Genomic DNA, 16091 nt, shown 5'->3' on the forward strand with positions numbered 1-16091 from the left:
GCCGCTGGTTTCAAGTGATTAGGGTTTTAGATTCTGCACATTGGCATTGAGCGTACTGGCTGGTGTATAGGCGAATTGCCAACCCTCTTTTCCATTGAATCCACCGAGGAAGTCCTGTAGGCCTTTGTGCTTGCCATCGCTAAGGTTATATACGGTCATTGCGCCGCTGATCTGCGGTGGATTGCCATTTCTGATCATGGCCACGTCTAGGTCTGGGCTATTGGTGTTGAAAAGGAACAGTTCATTGTTGTTGGTTTTTTGGATGTAGACGGTGTGACCAAACGCGCCGCCTTCGTTGGCATGCTTGAAGTTGAGGAGCCCCGATTCGGTAATGTCGGCGGGATTGAACGTGGTTTTCAGGCTGTCTGGTTTGATCCCCATGATATCCAGATAGTTTTGTGAGTAGTTTGTACCGCCCCGACGGTTTGTGGATGCTTTGACTGCATCAAATACTTCGGGTAAGAGATTTTTTTCAGCCTGCCCTACACGGATAGAGGCCTCGTAACAGATCAGGTCTTGATTGCCCGGAGCCTTTTGTAAGGTCTCCCAGCTCCTTTTCAGTTCAGCGTTAGAAAGGTGCGGCGTTCTAGATGGAGTGATTGGAGCGTCATACAACTTTTTAACGTCCGAACCGAAAACACTATTTTTTTTCTGCCAAGTGTCATCATGATCAAAAACCTTGAACTCCAGCTTGTTAGAATCAGTGCTGTGGGTTTTATATTGTGGGGTTAATTTTTTATCGCGAGAAAGTCTTTCCAGCCCCTTTTCCATGGCCTCTGCACTTGAGAAATTTGCAAGGCCATGATTAGGGTCATAAAAATAATAGGTTTTGCTGGTGCCATCGATTTTTACGCCAGCTGCCATTGCGTGACCTGGAGAGTCGATCATTATTGACTTTGAAACAGTGGCATCGGCCAGTTCTTTGACCATATCTTGAATTGAAAGCTGCCGGATCGGTTGCCCCGCATGGAAGGCGCTTTGGCCACCCACTTGAGTTTGAATCTTGCTCAACTTGGCTATAAAGTCCCTGGAGGCCGGATCCGTTGGAAAAGCGGCTGCGGTGAACATGTTTTTGATTAATATCTGCTCCTTTCCTTCCGCCATGGCCGTGGCCATGGCTCGCGAAAGTGCGGCACACTGTCCGTCAGACAATTGTGCTGTCTGGGAAAAGTAAACAACTTGCGGCATGGGTATTACTTCTCCGAAGCGAGGCTCGATATTGTCGATAAACCTGGCTGATCCAACCCGGCCAAATTCGTAGGCGATATCGTCGTATTTCTTGACCAGCATCCCTATTTGTTCGGCTGTGAGACCTTTATTGCCGGCCAACTTCATCACGTCTGCGGCCTTCATATTTCTGGAGAAACCTCTGATCGTCTGCGGGTTTCCAGAGTGATAGCCATTTTCAAAGGCGTTTTTTTCAGGCCCGTTTCGATGAGTGTTAACGGTTTTTTTCCAGGTGTTGACAACGGCTTCATCCACTTTTTTGACTGGGCCGTCCGCCGTGGCCCATTTTCCGAAATCCTCCGTATTTATTCGTGCGGACGGCAAAAAGTCTTTTAGCGCCGGGCCGTAGGCTTCGCCCGTTATTGGGTTATAGGTATGCCATTTCCCATTAGTAAGAACAACAGGTCCTTCCAAAAGCTCATTGTTAAACTTGAATGTTCCTATTGAGGAAGCATCGAAGCGTTTGCTGGCTGACAAAAGATCATAATCGGCAGAATGAATCAGCGCCTTAAACTTATGAGTGGCCGCATTAACCCCCTTTTTCCCTAATGTGAAAACGCTTTTGGCGAGGTCAACGAAACCATCCACGGGATTAAGGCTACCGATGGCCGCCCGCCCCACAATCTTGGCGCCTTGGACCAGTTTGCTAAACGCTGACGCCCCAGCTGATAGCACCTTGGCCCCTTTTGCCGCCGCCCCGACGCCGACCACAAAACCCAATACGTCCAATGACAAATCTAGAATGCCTTCTCCGATATTGCCTTGTTGAAAATTGACAATCGCTGATCTTAAAGGAATCAGGTTGAGCATGAATTCGTTGAATTTCTTGTAAAAGGGCACCTCGGTATCAAAGGTTGTCAATCCCATGGCTTCGCTTTGGAGCTCCCGAATATTAGTGTTCTTTACCAGTGCGTCCGCTATGTAGGACGTCCTCTCACTATTGAAACTGTCAGGGATGTATGGGGCCCCGAGTTTTTCATCAGTTAAACCAGGCGTGTACTGGTCAGGTGTGCTGGATTTTACTTCTACAAGCCTTTTATTAGGATGGGTGTGATTAAGTGGGAGTGTTCCAGGCTGAAAATCCCCTAAGTCCATACGTTCAATGATTCGACTTTGTTTTAGGTCAATTTCGTAGGTGTGAATCGAGCCATTGCGCTCGGTTTTTATCAATAGATTATTATCCGCGCGCCTTATGTCTGTCGGGGCCATGGAGTAAACTGCGTAATCGATGGCGTCCTCACGGACAATTGTGATTTTTCCTTCCTCGAAATTTTTTCGGATATGGATTGGCTGTTGTGATATCAAGTGCTTGGCTTGGGTCGCAATGCTTTTTTCCATTGCATGAGCATATTCTGAGAAGCATTTTTTAAAGATGCTTGATATGTCTGGAAGTTCTTTTATTGCTTTCAACATCTCAGGGATATTTATCGCCCTTGTTGAGGAGGTAAATCTGCTGGGATATGGCTTTTCTCCATTGGTGAAGAAAGCACTGTAAAAAGCATCGTGAGATGCAGTGGGTGCCCCGCTTGCGCTTCTCCCATCTCTGTACAGATCCAGGATCGAGTAAGGCCCAGGAAGATCTCGAACAGGTGGCTGCAGGGTTATGTGTTTTTCATCAAACAGTTCCGGGTCCATGTCTGGCAGCGCTTTTCTCAACTGTTCCAATGCCATGTCTCTGGTATTTGGCATCGGAGTGTTTAGCGTTTCGGAAGCTGTTTTCAACTCACTGATCTGCGCGTTGAAGGCGTTACGCACCGTGTCCATCTGCGCATCAGTCTGAGGGTATGGCAGGCCGTTGGCAGCCCCCCAATCCTTGAGGGCATCTTGCTGGGCGGCGTATTCAATATGGCGTTCTTTGGCAGAGATCGGCGCAATGGCCGCTTGTAGCATCACGTCGGCGTAAGTCATCGTTGCAGTCGAACCGGGGGCCTTGGCTTCGAGACGCCCCACAGCGGTGACAAAGCTGACCCAACTATGGGAACCGGGGGTTACTTTGTCGGGGATGCCCTCAACCAGAAACTCCGGGGCTCGGGTGGACAGCAATAGGTTGACTTGAAGCGCGGCCTTTTCGGGCGATGATGATTTGCCGGTGGAGACCAAGCCATCAACCAGGCCTTTGAAGATCGCTGATGCAGTCTTGCCGTCATTACTGGGGGCGGTCAGTGGAAAGCCCGCGACACTGAACTTTGAGGACGCACCGACGGTGTTCACCTGATCGCTCTGATCGACGCTCAGGGCTGCCAGTAACCAGTCGTTGACACTGCCTTTGACTGACATCGTCTCGAACTTGGCCTGAATGGCTTTGCCCAATGCCTGACCCTTAGGCGATTGGATTAGCCTATCAAATACCCGCGGCGGGTTATGCAACTCTGAAGGCTCGAATGCCGTGCCTTGCATCAAATACTCCAGCACGTTCTTGAAGGGTTTCAGATCAAGTTCGCCGAACTTACCGTGCTTAAGATTAGCCTTCAGCTGCTGTAGGCTGGTGCTGTCAAGAGGGGTCGGCCATGCCAGAGCACCACCATAGTTGCCATAAGGTGGGCTTTTCGGTTCGGGGTTGAGGAGGGCAGCGGTAAGGTTTTCCACTTCCTGGCGATGGGTGGGAATATCCAAACCGTTGTCGTCCAGGAATTGCTTGAGGCTGATCTCACCCCAGGTGTTTCTATTATCTTTCGAATACGTGCTGTAGGGCTCAACCTGGAACTTACTCTTTTCCAGATGATCGCGAATCAGTGGCTCTACAAGGTCGCCGCTCTCCAGAAGAGTGGCTAAATGCTTGAATTCACTGGCGGCGTTGCGCCGGGTATTATGGTTGCCCAATACCGCCTTCTGCCTGTCGAGTGCATCCTCGCTACGCACCTCGTGCAAACCTGAAAAATGCGCCATAGGGAGCTCCGGGAAGGCTTTATCGCGCTCCAACTCAGCCGCCCGCTGTTGGGCTGCCGGAACAGATAGTTGCTCCTTCTCCCTGTAGAAACGTTTCACCAGCCATAACGGTGCACTGCTGCTGCTTTCGGATAACGGTGGCTGAAAGGTAGAAAACCCGTAGCCTGCGGCGATGACTTTTGCGGCCTCCATGACAGGACCGTTCACTGCCGACCAGCGCTTGTCATCTTGCCCAACGCTTTGCACCTTCGGGTTGGAGCTAATGTGGTGCTGGACCTTATAGGAGATGTGACCTGACTCGGGAGCGATTTTCACCGATCGGGGATCAGCGCTCACGTATCTCATCCATTCAGCAACATCCGGGGACTGCATGGCCCGTCCCAGTTGCGCCCACCATTGGCCAAACGTCGAGCTCGGCGGGATATTCTCAAGCATGAGCTGGCTGTCTTGGCTGGGAACCCCCGTCGTTTGAAGCAGCGCTTTCCCATAAAGCACTGCCAGGGCGCTGTCTCCTCCTGCTCGGGTGTTTTCATCAGGTTCAGAAGAGATCGCAGTATCGCGCTTGTACCGGGTGAGGGGGGGCGGTTCGGTGGGAACCTGTGCAGAGGCACCATTCAAGGGCATTTGACGGGGTGTCTGAATAACGCTGTTGGACGTAATCATTGGTGGCTCATTCTGGTTATTGGGACACCTGGGGAACATTTCATCCCCTCCGGTGTAAACCTTCGTACCCAAACCTCATGAGCGATTCCAATTCGCGAAAAACCAATGGTTTCAGCGTTTTGCCCTGCCAACGTGCCTGACAGGTAATAGCCACACTTATGTCATTACGCCCGAATCATCTCCTGTACCTTCGCCGTCAACAGATCACTCCGTTGCTCGGACTCGATCTCTTTCAATGAGGCAAGGTAGCGAGCAGTTTTCCGCTTTTGCAGAGCTACAGACCCTGTTGCAGTGCCGGATCGTCGGGATTCTGCTGTTCCAGTTGCGCCAACAGTACCTGCACGTTTTGCAGCTGGCCGCTTTCCGTCCAGTAGTTGACCAGCAACACCCGTGCCTTGCGGTTCTCCGGGTGGCGCTGGACGATCTCTTCCAACTGACGCTGGGCGGCTTCCAGTTCCTGCTGGGCGTGCAGGGTGGTGGCCAGGTCGTAGCGGTAATCCTGATTGCCGGGTTCAAGCTCCACGGCCTTGGACAGGCCGAGCAGGGCGTATTCGCGTTCGCCATGGTGCAACAGCCACATGCCGAGGGCATGTTGCAGGTAGGCTGATTCAGGGTGTGCTTGCAACTGGGCGGCCAATAATTGGCGGGAATCGTCGACCTTGCCTTGTTTGTCCAACAACTCAATCTGCGCCACAACGGCTGGCAGGTTGTCTGGCTCCAGGCGCAGAGCCTGTTCCAAGGCACTTTGCGCCTCTGCCAGGCGAGCGTTGTGAATGTACAGGCGTGCCAGTTGAATCCAGCCCTCGGCAGATTCGGGTTGGCCCTTGAGCTGCTTCTCAAATTCGTCGAGCACGCGTTGCAGCGGGCCGAAATACAAACCCAGGGTGTCGGGTGAAAGACCCAGCAAGGCGTTGGCGGCGGCAAACCGTACGCTTTGTTCGGGATCTTCCAGCAAGGGGCCGAGCAACAAAGTGCGTTGGCCGCTGGGCACCAGCCCGACAACGCTGTGAATGGCTGCCTGGCGCACCAACGGCGCTTCGTTGGCCAGGTCCTTGTCTGCCAGCTTCAGGGCTTGGGGGCTGGGGTAGTTCGGCAGTTCGGCATGTAGGGCCGCCCGGCGTACATCGGACAAGTCCGGGCGTCCCAGTTGTTGGTACAACACCCGTGCGGCCCCTGGTTCGCCGTTACGGGCTTGTTTCAACGCCTTGGAATAGCCATGGGCAATGGCTGGCGGCACCGCCACTTGAGCGGTGCGGGTGAAATACCAAGTGATCAGCACGATAAACAACAGGGCGCACAAGCCGATGATGGAGTAACGGCGAGACTTTGACATGCAGGCGTCCAAAAGCTGGGCAGCTATTACAAAGCCATCAGCTTCGGTCAGACCACTCGATGTGTCAAACCCACATCATGTCAGCACATAGTCCATAGGCTCCAGGGCCGGCGGCAGGTGGGTTTCGCCGAGGGCGGCGAGGATTTCCCGTTCCAGGGTGCGCACGATGGCATCGCAGGGCAGATCGTTTTCATCGAAGCCGAACGGGTCCTCCAGATCATCGCCGATGGCATCCAGGCCAAAGAAGGTATAGCTGACGATGGCGGTGAAGAGCGGCGTGAGCCAGCCCAACGGCTCAGCCATGGCGAAGGGCAGCAGAATGCAGAACAGGTAGATGGTGCGGTGCAGCAGCAAGGTGTAGGGGAAGGGCAGCGGGGTGCTTTTGATCCGCTCGCAGGCGGCCTGGACCTGACTCAGGCCCACCAGCCGGCTTTCCAGCTGGGTGTAGCGCCAGTCGCTGATGCGGCCTTGTTCGGCCCAACCTGAGCAACGGGCTCCGATGGTTTGCAGGACGCTGTCGGGCAGGTTGGGGTGACCAGGATCCACAGCGATCCACGGCTGGATAACGCGTGCCTCATCTTCCCGGCGCAGGTGCGCAACCAAGCCGTGGGCAAACCCGCACAAACCCCGGAGTACGCCGGCGCGCTCAGCGGGGTCGTGCAATACCTGGGTTTCACGGATCAGCGAGCGTATCTCAATGATCATTTGCCCCAGTTGCTTGCGGCCTTCCCACCAACGGTCGTAGCAGGCGTTGTTACGAAAACTCATGAAGATCGACAGCGACAGGCCCAGCAACGTGAAGGGTGTGGCGTTGACCTTGGAGAAATACGCCGGGTGCAGGGTTTCCACCAACACGATCACCGACGCCAGCAGCGTGACCATCAGGCTGCGCATGGCGATGCGCTTGGCAATCGAGCCTTTGAGAGAGAAGAGGATGCCGAGCAGCTTGGGTTTTGGACGGACGATCATCGGAGGGCTTCATCACGAGTGCAGGCCATCAGATTAGAAGCCTGGGGGTACAGCGTCCAATCGTCAGTGTCGACCGAGTGATCGGCCAGCTCTATGACCCAGGCCATTGGCCAAACCAGTCAGCCATGTTGAAGGCTTTGACCATTGTCCGCCGAGCGCTCTGGAGCGACTATTTCACCGGTTTACGTAGCCCATCCTGAAAACAAAAATACACAGGGATTTGAAGCGATGCGTGATTACTCGACGGCCACCACTCAGTTCAACTACCAGCAAACGGTCGATGCTGCACTGTCCGGCAACCTGCAAGGGCTCAATGCCTGCGTCGAATGTTGCGACCGGCATGCGTTGCCGGGGCGTATTGCGCTGTTCTGGGAGGGCAAGGATGGCCGCAGCGCCACATCCACGTTCAGCGAGTTGCAGGACCAGGCGGCGCGCTTCGCCAATTTCCTCCTGGCCCAGGGCGTCAAGCGTGGCGACAAAGTCGCCGGCCTGTTGCCGCGTACTGCCGAATTGCTGGTAGTGGTATTTGCCACCTGGCGTATCGGCGCGGTCTATCAGCCGCTGTTCACCGCGTTCGGCCCCAAGGCCATCGAGCACCGCTTGAGCAGCTCGGGCGCGGCCTTGGTAGTCACCGACGCGGTCAACCGGCCCAAACTCAATGAAGTTGCCGACTGCCCAACCATTGTCACCGTCGCCGGCCCCAAGGGCGAAGGCATTGTGCGGGGCGATTTCAGCTTCTGGGCGGAGCTGCCCACTCATTCCAACGTCTGCGAGCCGGTGCTGTTGGGCGCTGATGAGCCCTTTCTGTTGATGTTCACCTCCGGCACCACCGGTCCGTCGAAAGCCTTGGCGGTGCCGCTCAAGGCGATTGTTGCCTTCCAGAGCTACACCCGCGATGCCGTGGACCTGCGCCCCGAAGACGCGTTCTGGAACGTGGCCGACCCGGGTTGGGCCTATGGCATCTACTTTGGCGTGACCGGGCCCTTGTCCATGGGCCATCCGATCACCTTTTACGATGGTCCGTTCACCCTGGAAAGCACCTGCCGGGTCATCAATAAATACGGGATCACCAACCTCACCGGTTCACCCACGGCCTATCGGCTGCTGATTGCCGGTGGCGAACAATTCGCCGGTTCGATCAAGGGCAAACTGCGGATTGTCAGCAGTGCCGGCGAGCCGTTGAACCCGGAAGTGATCCGCTGGTTTGCCGACAACCTGGGCGTCACCATCCACGACCATTACGGCCAGACCGAACTGGGCATGGTCCTGTGCAATCACCATGGCCTGGATCACCCGGTGCATGTCGGCTCAGCCGGCTTCGCCTCGCCGGGCCATCGTATTGTGGTACTGGACGATAACCATCAGGAGCTGCCTGCCGGTCAGCCTGGGATTCTGGCCATCGACCGCGACCAATCACCGATGTGCTGGTTTGCCGGCTACGAAGGGGGCAAGACCAAGGCATTCGTCGGCCAGTACTACCTCAGCGGCGACACCGTGGAGTTGAACCCTGACGGCAGCATTAGTTTTGTCGGGCGCAGCGATGATGTGATCACCACCTCAGGCTATCGGGTCGGCCCTTTCGATGTGGAAAGTGCGCTGATCGAACACCCGGCCGTAGTGGAAGCGGCGGTGGTGGGCAAGCCTTGCCCGGAGCGTACCGAACTGGTCAAGGCGTTTGTGGTACTCAGTCCGCAATACCGCGCCGAACCGGAACTGGCCGAGGAGTTGCGCCAACACGTGCGCAAGCGCCTGGCGGCTCACTCGTACCCACGGGAAATCGAATTTGTCAGCGAGCTGCCCAAGACCCCGAGCGGCAAGCTGCAACGCTTTATTTTGCGTAATCAGGAAATTGCCAAGGTCCAGGCGGCGCAAGCTTCCTCGACTACGGCTTGATTCCATCTTTCAAGGAAACAGTGATGCAAATCGAGAACAAGGTTTTTCTGGTCAGCGGCGGCGCCTCGGGCCTCGGTGCGGCCACCGCTGAGATGCTGGTAGCGGCCGGTGCCAAGGTGATGCTGGTCGACCTGAACGCCGACGCTGTCGCCACCCAGGCCGCCAAGCTGGGCGATCAGGCCCGCAGCACCGTGGCTGACATCAGCCAGGAAGCCGCCGCCGAAGCGGCGGTGCAGGCGACTGTTGCCGCCTTCGGTGGTTTGCACGGGCTGGTGAACTGCGCCGGTGTGGTGCGTGGCGAGAAGATCCTTGGCAAGAACGGTCCTCATGCGCTGGGCAGCTTCGCCCAGGTGATCAACGTCAACCTGATTGGCAGCTTCAACCTGTTGCGCCTGTGCGCGGCGGCCATCGCTGAGACTGAGGCGAATGCTGACGGTGAGCGCGGCGTGATCATCAACACCGCGTCGGTGGCCGCCTTTGACGGCCAGATCGGCCAGGCGGCCTATGCGGCCTCCAAGGGCGCGATTGCCAGCCTGACGTTGCCCGCTGCCCGGGAACTGGCGCGTTTCGGCATTCGAGTGATGACCATCGCGCCCGGTATTTTCGAGACCCCGATGATGGCCGGCATGACCCCCGAAGTGCGCGAATCCCTGGCCGCTGGCGTGCCGTTTCCGCCACGCCTGGGCAAGCCGACCGAGTACGCCGCGCTGGTCCGGCATATCATTGAAAACAGCATGCTCAACGGCGAGGTGATCCGTCTCGACGGCGCCTTGCGCATGGCCGCCAAATAAGGAGTATTTGTCATGACTACTAACCACGATCCCATCGTTATCGTCAGTGCTGTCCGCACGCCCATGGGCGGCTTTCAGGGCGACCTCAAGGGCCTGACCGCGCCGCAACTGGGAGCTGCCGCCATTCGCGCAGCTGTGGAGCGCGCAGGCATTGCCAGCGATGCGGTGGATGAAGTGCTGTTCGGTTGTGTGCTGCCCGCCGGGCTGGGCCAGGCGCCCGCACGTCAGGCTGCCCTGGGTGCCGGCCTGGACAAATCCACCCGTTGCACCACCCTCAATAAAATGTGCGGGTCGGGCATGGAGGCCACCATCCTGGCCCATGACTCCCTGCTGGCTGGCAGCGTCGAGGTGATCATTGCCGGTGGCATGGAAAGCATGTCCAACGCCCCGTACCTGCTGGACCGAGCCCGCAGCGGTTACCGCATGGGCCATGGCCGGGTCATCGACCATATGTTCCTCGACGGCCTGGAAGACGCCTACGACAAGGGCCGCCTGATGGGCACCTTTGCCGAAGATTGCGCCGAACACAACGGTTTCACCCGTGAAGCCCAGGACGCCTTCGCCATTGCCTCCCTGACCCGCGCTCAGCAGGCCATCACTGAAGGCAACTTTGCTGCGGAGATCGTTCCAGTGCAGGTCACCGTCGGCAAGGAACAGAAAACCATCAGCCACGATGAACAGCCGCCCAAAGCCAAGCTGGACAAGATCGCGACCCTGAAACCGGCATTCCGCGAGGGTGGCACGGTGACGGCGGCCAATTCCAGTTCCATTTCCGACGGCGCGGCGGCGTTGCTGTTGATGCGCCAGTCCGAGGCACAAAAGCGTGGGCTTAAACCTTTGGCGGTGATTCATGGCCATGCGGCGTTTGCCGATGAGCCGGGCCTGTTTCCGGTTGCACCGGTGGGCGCGATTCGCAAGCTGATGAGAAAGACCGGCTGGAACCTGGGTGAGGTGGATCTGTTTGAAATCAACGAAGCCTTTGCCGTGGTCAGCCTGGTGACCATGAGTAAGCTGGAAATCCCCCACAGCAAGGTCAACATCCACGGCGGCGCGTGTGCCCTGGGGCATCCGATCGGCGCGTCCGGTGCGCGGATTCTGGTGACACTGTTGTCGGCCCTGCGCCAGCAAGGGTTGAAGCGTGGTGTGGCGGCCATCTGCATCGGTGGCGGCGAAGCCACGGCGATGGCTGTCGAATGCCTGTACTGAGGAGCCTTTATGCTGCCCAATGACGAACAACTGCAAATCAGCGAAGCGGCCCGGCAATTTGCCCAGGAGCGGCTCAAACCGTTCGCCGCCGAGTGGGACCGCGAGCACCGCTTTCCCAAGCAAGCGATTGGCGAAATGGCGGAGCTGGGCTTCTTCGGCATGCTGGTGCCGGAACAGTGGGGCGGTTGTGACACCGGTTACCTGGCCTACGCCATGGCGCTGGAAGAAGTCGCCGCCGGTGACGGTGCTTGCTCGACGATCATGAGCGTGCACAACTCCGTTGGCTGCGTGCCGATCCTCACGTTCGGCACTGACCAGCAGAAAGAACAATTCCTCAAGCCGTTGGCCAGCGGCGCGATGCTCGGCGCTTTCGCGCTGACCGAGCCCCAGGCCGGTTCCGATGCCAGTAGCCTGAAAACCCGTGCCCGCCTGGACGGCGATCATTACGTGTTGAACGGCTGCAAACAGTTCATCACTTCCGGGCAAAACGCCGGGATCGTGATCGTGTTTGCCGTGACCGATCCGGCGGCCGGCAAGCGTGGGATCAGTGCGTTTATCGTGCCCACCGACTCGCCGGGCTACAAGGTGGCGCGGGTCGAGGACAAGCTTGGCCAACATGCGTCCGACACCTGCCAGATCCTCTTCGAGGACGTGAAGGTGCCAGTGGCTAACCGTCTGGGCGAGGAGGGCGAAGGCTACAAGATCGCCCTGGCTAACCTGGAAGGCGGTCGTGTCGGCATCGCCTCGCAGTCAGTGGGCATGGCCCGAGCGGCGTTTGAAGCGGCCCGTGATTACGCCCGTGAGCGGGAGAGCTTTGGCAAGGCGCTGATCGAGCACCAGGCTGTGGCGTTTCGTCTGGCGGACATGGCGACCCAGATTGCGGTCGCTCGGCAAATGGTGCATTACGCCGCGGCCCTGCGTGACAGCGGCAAGCCGGCATTGGTGGAAGCGTCCATGGCCAAGCTGTTTGCCTCGGAAATGGCCGAAAAGGTCTGTTCGCACGCCTTGCAAACCCTCGGCGGCTACGGTTACCTAAGCGACTTTCCCCTGGAGCGGATCTATCGCGATGTGCGGGTCTGCCAAATTTATGAAGGCACCAGCGATATTCAACGCATGGTCATCTCACGCAATCTCTGAGGAGCACTAGATGAGTTACGAAACCATTTTGCTGGACGTTCAGGGCCGGGTCGGGCTGATTACCCTGAACCGCCCGCAAGCGCTGAACGCCCTGAACGCGCAGTTGGTCCGCGAGGTGAACCAGGCGCTGGACAGTCTGGAGGCTAATCCCGAGATCGGCTGCATCGTGATCACCGGCTCGAAAAAGGCCTTTGCGGCCGGTGCCGACATCAAGGAAATGGCCGAGCTGACTTACCCGCAGATTTACCTGGACGACCTGTTCAGTGACAGCGATCGCGTGGCCAACCGTCGCAAGCCAATCATCGCAGCGGTCAACGGTTTTGCCCTGGGTGGTGGCTGTGAACTGGCGTTGATGTGCGACTTCATCCTGGCGGGCGACACGGCCAGGTTTGGCCAGCCCGAAGTCAACCTGGGCGTGCTGCCGGGCATGGGCGGTACCCAGCGCCTGACCCGCGCGGTGGGCAAGGCCAAGGCCATGGAAATGTGCCTTACCGGTCGTTTCATCGATGCGGTGGAAGCCGAGCGCTGTGGCATCGTCGCGCGGATCGTGCCGGCGGATGAGTTGCTCGAAGAAGCCCTGAAGGTCGCGGCGTTGATCGCCAGCAAATCGGTGCCTATCAGCATGATGGTCAAGGAAAGCGTTAATCGCGCCTTTGAAGTCAGCCTGTCTGAAGGCGTGCGCTTTGAGCGTCGGGTGTTCCATGCGGCGTTTGCCACACAGGATCAGAAGGAAGGGATGGCGGCGTTTGTGGCCAAGCGCACGCCGGAGTTCAAGGATAAATAACCCTGCACCCTTGCACCTTGCACCTTGCACCTTGCACCTTGCACCTTGCACCTTGTAGCCGCTGCCGAGGCACGAGGCTGCGATGCGGGCCGCAGGACCGCCCTCGGGGGTCGCTTCGTCGGGATGCCGCACCAAACCCATCGCAACCTCGTACCTCGGCTGCGGCTACAGGCTACCTATCGAGCAATTGCATCACGGCCTCCGGATACCGCTGGCCTGCGGTGGCATTGGCGGGGAATATCGCCTCCAGTGCCGCCAGCTCTTGCGCATTCAGCTTGACCGTCAGTGCCGCCACATTCTCTTCCAGGTATTTACGCTGCTTGGTCCCCGGAATCGGGATCAGGTAGTCCCCCTGTGCCAACACCCACGCCAACGCCAGCTGGCCTGCGCTCACGCCTTTCTCGACGGCCAGCGTCTGCACCTGGTCCACCAGCAACAGGTTCTTCGTGAAGTTCTCACCCTGAAAGCGTGGGCTGAAACGGCGGTAGTCGTCTGCCGCAAAATCATCCGGGCTTTTCAGTGCGCCGGTCAGAAAACCACGGCCCAGTGGGCTGTACGGGACGAAGGCGATCCCCAGCCGTTGGCAGGCCGCCAGGCAGCCGTTGTCTTCCTGATCCCGACTCCACAATGAGTATTCACTTTGCAGCGCACTGATGGGGTGGACCTTGTGGGCTCGCTCCAGGGTGGCGACCGAGGCTTCGCTCAAGCCCAGGTAACGCACTTTGCCTTGCTTGACCAATTCGGCCATGGCACCGACGGTTTCCTCGATGGCCACAGCGGGGTCGATGCGGTGTTGGTAGTACAAGTCCAGCGTGTCGATACCCAGGCGTTTCAGTGTGCCGTCGATGGATTGGCGAATGTACTCTGGGCGCCCATTGACGCCACGTAACGCCGGGTTGGCCGGGTCACGCACGATGCCGAACTTGCTGGCCAGGAACACCTGGTCGCGCTTGCCGGCGATGGCCTTGCCGATCAGGGCTTCGTTGGTATGGGGGCCGTACATGTCGGCGGTGTCGAGGAAGTTGATCCCCAGCTCCAGGGCGCGGTGCAGGGTGGCCGTGGCCTCGGTGGTATCGGTGCCGGTGGTGTAGAAATCAGTCATGCCCATGCAGCCAAGGCCGATGGCGCTGATGCGGGGGCCGTTCTTGCCGAGTTGACGAGTGTGCATGGGTTCAGCTCCGTTGAGGGGGAAGGGCTCCATTGTTGTCCTCGACAAAACCAAGATAAACCGGCTAAAAACGCTATCACTATTAGTAAATTCTAAATAATCCTTTGGAGAGGCCATCCCTTGGACCGTTTCAACGCTATGCGGGTCTTTACGCGGATTGTCGAATTGGGTGGTTTTGCCAAGGCGGCTGATAGCCTGCAACTGCCACGCGCGTCGGTGACGATTCTGATCAAGCAGCTTGAGGCGCATCTGGGTGTGCAACTGCTGCAGCGCACCACGCGCCAGGTCAGTCCGACCCTGGATGGCGCTGCCTACTATCAACGCTGCGTCAGTCTGTTGGCAGACCTTGAGGAAACCGAAGCGGTGTTCTCCACCAGCCGTCGCAACCCGCGCGGGACGTTGCGTATTGATATGCCGGCGGGAATAGGGCGATTTATCGTGATTCCGGCATTGCCCGAGTTCACGGCTCGTTACCCGCAGATCGACCTGGAAATCGGCCTCAATGACCGTCCTGTAGACCTGATCCGCGAAGGCGTGGATTGCGTCTTGCGCGGCGGCCTGGCCCTGGACGAATCACTGGTGGCAAGGCCATTGGCGATGATGGATCAGGTGACCTGCGCCAGTCCTGATTACCTGCTGCGCATCGGTGTACCCAACAATCTGGATGAGTTGGCCGGCCATCAAGTCGTCGAGTATTTTTCAAGCGCCAGTGGCAAGCGTTATGGGCTGGAGTTCCTGATAGGTAACGACATCCGCCTGGTCGACCTGCCCAAGCAGGTGGCGGTCAACAGCGCCGACGGTTACCTGGCAGCGTGTGTCGCCGGCTATGGGCTGGTGCAGACGCCGTACTATCACGCCAGGCGTGAGCTGCAAGCGGGCACCCTGGTGGAGGTGCTGCCGGCCTTGCTGCCACCGCCATTGCCGTTGACCGCGCTGTACCCGCCGCACCGCCAGTTGTCTCAGCGGGTGCGGGTTTTTGTGGATTGGCTGGTGGAGCTTTGTGCCCGTCCGGGCAGTGGATTGACGCGTTAGCCTTGAGCTTTCCGGTAGGCACCGGGCTGCTGGCCAGTAACTTTGTGGAAGGCCCGAGTAAACGCCGCCACCGACTGATAACCCACCGCCAGCGAAACATCCGCCACCGTCTGGTTGTTCTTGAACAACTGGCAAGCGTGGCGCATGCGCATCATCAACAGCACTTGCCCCGGCGATTGCCCGCACAGCTCATTGAAGCGCTTGAAAAAGGCTGAACGGGACAAGCCCGTGCAGGCAGCCATGCTCTCCAGGCTCCACGGCTCGGCCGGTTGGGCGATCAATCGCTCCAGCAGACCGGCAAACGCCGGTTGCCGAGCCAGCGCTGCCAAGCCGCCGAGGTCGGTGTTGTCCACCACCTGTTGGCGCAACACATAGAGAAACAACAGGTGGCACAGACGCTCCAGCAATGCCGAGGACGGCGCGGGTTTGCGCTGGCATTCCTGGAGAATCAGCTCGAACAGGTTGCGCGCGGCCACCAATGACGGATCGCCGGCTCGCAGGATGATCCAGTTGGGCAGGGCGTCCACGATCATGGCTGACAACCCCGAATGAAAGTGAAAGAACCCGCACACCAGGCCCACGCCGTCGGTGGCTTCGGCATCCAGCGGCAGCATCGGGCGGCGCGGGCTTTTCCGGGCCCCCTCAGACGTGGGTTCGTTTGACAGCCGAAAAGCCAGGTCCTGCAACAGAAACAAGGCGTCACCGTTGTTCAACAGCACCGGGGTGTCATCACCCTCCACATGCAGCCAGCACTGACCCTGTACGACCAGGTGAAAACTGGCGTTGGCCAAACCGTGGGTACTGGCGTGCCAGCCGCCGCAATAGCGACCGACGTGGAACAGGCTGGTATCGAGTTCGAGGCTATCTAATAACCAATCGAGGAGCGAATTGGACGAATTCATCTAATGGAAAGACTCTAGAGCAAGTAATCGCTACTTTAGACTATTGAGAGGTTTTTTTATAACCAACAGACTTGCAGCACGAATCAATCAGGAGACCACT

Annotated in this window: 11 protein-coding genes; 6 read left to right on the forward strand and 5 right to left on the reverse strand. The window is 58.0% G+C overall.

What is annotated here, in order from left to right; genetic code table 11:
• Positions 1–18 precede the first annotated feature (18 nt).
• The 3 genes from GNF76_RS07550 to GNF76_RS07560 all read right to left on the reverse strand — a co-directional run bounded on the left by GNF76_RS07550 (position 19) and on the right by GNF76_RS07560 (position 7078).
• Complete coding sequence (locus GNF76_RS07550) at positions 19–4776, reverse strand: DUF8038 domain-containing protein (protein ID WP_155582554.1); 4758 nt, start codon at positions 4774–4776, stop codon at positions 19–21.
• Positions 4777–5050: 274 nt separating this feature from the next.
• Entirely contained in the window at positions 5051–6109 is a 1059-nt protein-coding gene (locus GNF76_RS07555) for a HEAT repeat domain-containing protein (protein WP_155582555.1), read from the reverse strand.
• A gap of 75 nt (positions 6110–6184) precedes the next feature.
• Positions 6185–7078, reverse strand: coding sequence for a bestrophin family protein (locus GNF76_RS07560; protein WP_155582556.1), 894 nt, complete (start codon positions 7076–7078; stop codon positions 6185–6187).
• 228 nt (positions 7079–7306) lie between these two features.
• On the opposite strand from GNF76_RS07560, the gene GNF76_RS07565 reads away from it, so the two are divergent.
• From GNF76_RS07565 to GNF76_RS07585, 5 genes are read left to right on the forward strand one after another with little or no spacing between them, the layout of a single operon-like run.
• Positions 7307–8971, forward strand: a complete 1665-nt coding sequence (locus tag GNF76_RS07565; protein WP_155582557.1) for an AMP-binding protein — start codon at positions 7307–7309, stop codon at positions 8969–8971.
• 23 nt (positions 8972–8994) lie between these two features.
• Complete coding sequence (locus GNF76_RS07570) at positions 8995–9762, forward strand: SDR family NAD(P)-dependent oxidoreductase (protein WP_155582558.1); 768 nt, start codon at positions 8995–8997, stop codon at positions 9760–9762.
• A gap of 12 nt (positions 9763–9774) precedes the next feature.
• A complete protein-coding gene (locus GNF76_RS07575; RefSeq protein ID WP_155582559.1) occupies positions 9775–10968 on the forward strand; it encodes an acetyl-CoA C-acyltransferase in 1194 nt (397 codons plus the stop codon).
• 9 nt (positions 10969–10977) lie between these two features.
• The gene (locus GNF76_RS07580) at positions 10978–12105 is read left to right on the forward strand and encodes an acyl-CoA dehydrogenase (RefSeq protein WP_155582560.1); all 1128 of its coding nucleotides are present in this window, start codon (positions 10978–10980) and stop codon (positions 12103–12105) included.
• A 10-nt stretch (positions 12106–12115) separates the two neighbouring features.
• The gene (locus GNF76_RS07585; RefSeq protein WP_155582561.1) at positions 12116–12889 is read left to right on the forward strand and encodes an enoyl-CoA hydratase; all 774 of its coding nucleotides are present in this window, start codon (positions 12116–12118) and stop codon (positions 12887–12889) included.
• Between the two features lie 172 nt (positions 12890–13061).
• Here the strand turns inward: GNF76_RS07585 and GNF76_RS07590 are convergent, their stop codons facing one another.
• Entirely contained in the window at positions 13062–14057 is a 996-nt protein-coding gene (locus GNF76_RS07590; protein ID WP_155582562.1) for an aldo/keto reductase, read from the reverse strand.
• Between the two features lie 120 nt (positions 14058–14177).
• On the opposite strand from GNF76_RS07590, the gene GNF76_RS07595 reads away from it, so the two are divergent.
• Positions 14178–15089, forward strand: coding sequence for a LysR family transcriptional regulator (locus tag GNF76_RS07595; RefSeq protein ID WP_155582563.1), 912 nt, complete (start codon positions 14178–14180; stop codon positions 15087–15089).
• Here GNF76_RS07595 and GNF76_RS07600 read toward each other — a convergent pair.
• The gene (locus tag GNF76_RS07600) at positions 15086–15991 is read right to left on the reverse strand and encodes an AraC family transcriptional regulator (RefSeq protein ID WP_155582564.1); all 906 of its coding nucleotides are present in this window, start codon (positions 15989–15991) and stop codon (positions 15086–15088) included. The two genes, GNF76_RS07595 and GNF76_RS07600, sit on opposite strands and share 4 nt — an antisense overlap.
• Positions 15992–16091: the final 100 nt, after the last annotated feature.

Origin of the sequence: Pseudomonas spelaei (genome assembly GCF_009724245.1) — a bacterium.
Lineage (GTDB): Bacteria > Pseudomonadota > Gammaproteobacteria > Pseudomonadales > Pseudomonadaceae > Aquipseudomonas > Aquipseudomonas spelaei.

Coding starts and splice junctions, on each gene's coding strand:
- GNF76_RS07560 (WP_155582556.1), bottom strand. CDS start 7,078: ATGATCGTCCGTCCAAAACCCAAGCTGCTCGGCATCCTCTTCTCTCTC.
- GNF76_RS07565 (WP_155582557.1), top strand. CDS start 7,307: ATGCGTGATTACTCGACGGCCACCACTCAGTTCAACTACCAGCAAACG.
- GNF76_RS07555 (WP_155582555.1), bottom strand. CDS start 6,109: ATGTCAAAGTCTCGCCGTTACTCCATCATCGGCTTGTGCGCCCTGTTG.
- GNF76_RS07575 (WP_155582559.1), top strand. CDS start 9,775: ATGACTACTAACCACGATCCCATCGTTATCGTCAGTGCTGTCCGCACG.
- GNF76_RS07590 (WP_155582562.1), bottom strand. CDS start 14,057: ATGCACACTCGTCAACTCGGCAAGAACGGCCCCCGCATCAGCGCCATC.
- GNF76_RS07580 (WP_155582560.1), top strand. CDS start 10,978: ATGCTGCCCAATGACGAACAACTGCAAATCAGCGAAGCGGCCCGGCAA.
- GNF76_RS07600 (WP_155582564.1), bottom strand. CDS start 15,991: ATGAATTCGTCCAATTCGCTCCTCGATTGGTTATTAGATAGCCTCGAA.
- GNF76_RS07570 (WP_155582558.1), top strand. CDS start 8,995: ATGCAAATCGAGAACAAGGTTTTTCTGGTCAGCGGCGGCGCCTCGGGC.
- GNF76_RS07585 (WP_155582561.1), top strand. CDS start 12,116: ATGAGTTACGAAACCATTTTGCTGGACGTTCAGGGCCGGGTCGGGCTG.
- GNF76_RS07550 (WP_155582554.1), bottom strand. CDS start 4,776: ATGATTACGTCCAACAGCGTTATTCAGACACCCCGTCAAATGCCCTTG.